The 3243-nt window shown below is 61.9% G+C and carries 3 protein-coding genes; 1 reads left to right on the top strand and 2 read right to left on the bottom strand.

The window, feature by feature from the left end; genetic code table 11:
• Window positions 1-77: 77 nt before the first annotated feature.
• Window positions 78-503 (bottom strand): DUF2269 domain-containing protein, encoded by a 426-nt coding sequence (locus HT737_RS13785; protein WP_131670641.1) that lies wholly within the window; start codon window positions 501-503, stop codon window positions 78-80.
• 39 nt (window positions 504-542) lie between these two features.
• Entirely contained in the window at window positions 543-2057 is a 1515-nt protein-coding gene (gene ilvA / locus HT737_RS13790; RefSeq protein WP_041072159.1) for a threonine ammonia-lyase, biosynthetic, read from the bottom strand.
• Between the two features lie 308 nt (window positions 2058-2365).
• Between ilvA and rpiA the strand changes: the two genes are divergently transcribed.
• Entirely contained in the window at window positions 2366-3040 is a 675-nt protein-coding gene (gene rpiA, locus HT737_RS13795) for a ribose-5-phosphate isomerase RpiA (protein WP_041072157.1), read from the top strand.
• Window positions 3041-3243: the final 203 nt, after the last annotated feature.

The raw sequence follows: 3243 nt of genomic DNA on the forward strand, positions 1-3243 counted from the left end.
TGGTCACACCATTTGTGTTCGCTACAGATCCTGTGGGAGCTGGCTTGCCAGCGATTAAAGCAACGCGGTCTCAAGCTTTAAACAGGCTTGGCGCCCATCAACCCGGCAATCGCGATAAAGCAGACAAAGCTGAACAACGCCAAGGCTAGGCTGAACCGCCCCACCCCGCCCGGCGCCTTGCGCAAGCGATTCAACCGCACCAGCAACCAGAACCACGCCAACGCCGCCACGGTGTACAGCACGCTGGAGGCCAGCAGCCAGGTCTGCCCCAGCGGCCAGCCGACCAGATGCACCATGCCCCAGCCCGTGAACGGCATGCTCAACAGTGCCAGGCCCATCAACAGCCAGATGAACACCCGTGGCCGTTGCAAGGTGCGGCTGCCCGCCGTTGCATCACCCTTGCGTTTTGCCAGAAACACCCAGACTCCCAGTCCCAGCGCACCGGCCAGCAATACTACAGTGGCGACCATGTGCGCGGTTTTCAGGGCAGTTAACGTTTCCATTGTTCGATTTCCTCAGGGCCTGCCCATCAGCGTAGCCGCTCAGCCAAGAAACAACTGATAGGCCGGGTTTTCGCTTTCATCCCAGTACGGATAACCGATTTCCTCAAGCGCCGCCGGCACCAGATGGCGCTCGTCATGCGGTACTTGCAGGCCCGCGACCACACGGCCGTCAGCTGCGCCGTGGTTGCGGTAGTGGAACATCGAGATGTTCCAGCGCCCGCCGAGCTTGTTGAGGAAGTTGAACAGCGCACCCGGGCGCTCCGGGAATTCGAAGCGGAACACCACCTCGTCGATCACGTGCGCCGCATGACCACCCACCATGTGACGAATGTGCAACTTGGCCAGTTCGTTGTCGGTCAGGTCGAGTACCGGGAAACCCTGCTCGGTCAGGCTCGCCAGCAGCGCGCTGCGCGGGTCGTTTTCCGGGTGAGTCTGCACGCCGACGAAGATGTGCGCTTCGCTGCCGGTGTTGTAGCGGTAGTTGAATTCGGTGATCTGGCGCTTGCCGATCGCTTCGCAGAAGGCTTTGAAGCTGCCGGCCTTCTCAGGAATGGTCACGGCGATGATCGCTTCGCGACCCTCGCCCAGCTCGGCGCGCTCGGCGACGTGGCGCAGGCGGTCGAAGTTGACGTTGGCTCCAGAGTCGATGGCGACGAAGGTCTGGCCGCTGACGCCGCGCAGTTCGACGTACTTCTTGATCCCCGCCACGCCCAAGGCGCCGGCAGGTTCGGTGATCGAGCGGGTATCGTCGTAGATATCCTTGATTGCCGCGCAAATCTCGTCGGTGCTGACAGTAATCACTTCGTCGACGTAGTCTTTGCAGATGTCGAAGGTGTGCTGGCCGATCTGTGCCACCGCCACGCCGTCGGCGAAGATGCCCACGGTCGGCAGTACCACGCGCTCACCGGCGGCCATGGCTGCTTGCAGGCAGTTGGAGTCGTCCGGCTCGACGCCGATGACCTTGATGTCCGGACGCAGGTATTTCACGTACGCCGCGATACCGGCAATCAGACCGCCGCCGCCGACCGGCACGAAGATCGCGTCCAGCGGTTGCGGGTGCTGGCGCAGAATTTCCATCGCCACGGTGCCCTGCCCGGCAATGGTGTGCGGATCGTCGTACGGGTGGATGTAGACGTAACCCTTTTCATCGACCAGTTTCAGCGAGTACGCCAGTGCTTCCGGGAACGAATCGCCGTGCAGCACGACTTTGCCCCCGCGCGAACGCACGCCTTCGACCTTGATCTCCGGAGTGGTCTTGGGCATAACGATGGTCGCTTTCACGCCCAGCACTTTCGCCGCCAGCGCCAGACCCTGCGCATGGTTGCCCGCCGACGCGGTGACCACGCCACGGGCGCGCTCTTCGTCGGTCAGCTGGGTCAGCTTGTTGTAGGCGCCGCGAATCTTGAACGAGAACACTGGCTGCAAGTCTTCACGCTTGAGCCAAATGTCATTGCCCAGCCGCTCGGAGAGCTGGCGAGCGTTCTGCAGCGGGGTTTCTACGGCAACGTCATAAACGCGCGAGGTGAGGATCTTTTTGACGTACTGTTCGAGCATCGGAAAGCATCACTGGCGATTGGGCGGGACCGACGAGTCTAACCCGGCTTTTGGGCGCACGACCACACTGAACAGGGGGTTTTAGCCGGGGCAAACAGTTTGTGATGTAAACCTCATTGTGGTGAGGGGATTTATCCCCGACCGGCGGCGCAGCCGTCGTCAACCTGAGAGCGCAATATTTGCGAGGGGGGCTGGGAGCGCTTCGCCCTCCATCGGGGATAAATCCCCTCACCACAGGAGTTTTCGCCGGGCATGGGGGCTATAATGCCGGCCTTTCCGAACTCACCTTGCCCGCTTCCGGAGCCCGCATGACCCAGGATCAACTCAAACAGGCAGTGGCTCAGGCCGCCGTCGACTTCATCCTCCCGAAACTCGATGACAAGAGCATCGTCGGGGTCGGCACCGGCTCCACCGCCAACTGCTTCATCGATGCGCTGGCCCAGCACAAGGGCGCGTTCGATGGCGCGGTCGCCAGTTCCGAAGCCACTGCCGCGCGCCTCAAGGGCCACGGCATTCCGGTGTATGAGCTGAACACCGTCAGCGACCTCGAGTTCTACGTCGACGGCGCCGACGAGAGTGACGCGCACCTGAACCTGATCAAGGGCGGCGGCGCCGCCCTGACCCGCGAGAAGATCGTCGCGGCCGTGGCCAAGACCTTCATCTGCATCGCCGACGCCAGCAAACTGGTGCCGGTGCTGGGCGAATTCCCGCTGCCGGTGGAAGTGATCCCGATGGCCCGCAGCCACGTCGCCCGCCAACTGGTGAAACTGGGCGGCGACCCGGTGTACCGCGAAGGCGTGCTGACCGACAACGGCAACATCATCCTCGACGTGCATAACCTGCAGATCACCAACCCGGTGGAGCTGGAAGCGCAGATCAACGCGATCGTCGGCGTGGTCACCAACGGCCTGTTCGCGGCGCGTCCGGCGGATCTGCTGTTGCTGGGCACCAGCGAAGGTGTAAAAACGCTGAAGGCTGAGTAAGCAGAGACTGCCCACCATTTGTAGGCAGATGCAAAACCTGTAGGAGTGAAACCTGTGGTGAGGGGATTTATCCCCGATGGGCAGCGAAGCCGGCCCCAAGAGCTGGGACCGCTGCGCAGCTCGATCGGGATAAATCCCCTCGCCACAAAGCTCACTCTACTTTTTTGTGGTGTTGATCAGTTTTGCGCAGGTTTTCTTGAAGA

Source organism: Pseudomonas sp. MD195_PC81_125 (assembly GCF_014060985.1).
GTDB classification, from domain to species: Bacteria; Pseudomonadota; Gammaproteobacteria; order Pseudomonadales; family Pseudomonadaceae; genus Aquipseudomonas; species Aquipseudomonas parakoreensis.

Excerpts from the sequence above, each read along its gene's own strand:
- HT737_RS13785 (WP_131670641.1), bottom strand. The coding sequence starts at position 503 with ATGGAAACGTTAACTGCCCTGAAAACCGCGCACATGGTCGCCACTGTA.
- ilvA (WP_041072159.1), bottom strand. The coding sequence starts at position 2,057 with ATGCTCGAACAGTACGTCAAAAAGATCCTCACCTCGCGCGTTTATGAC.
- rpiA (WP_041072157.1), top strand. The coding sequence starts at position 2,366 with ATGACCCAGGATCAACTCAAACAGGCAGTGGCTCAGGCCGCCGTCGAC.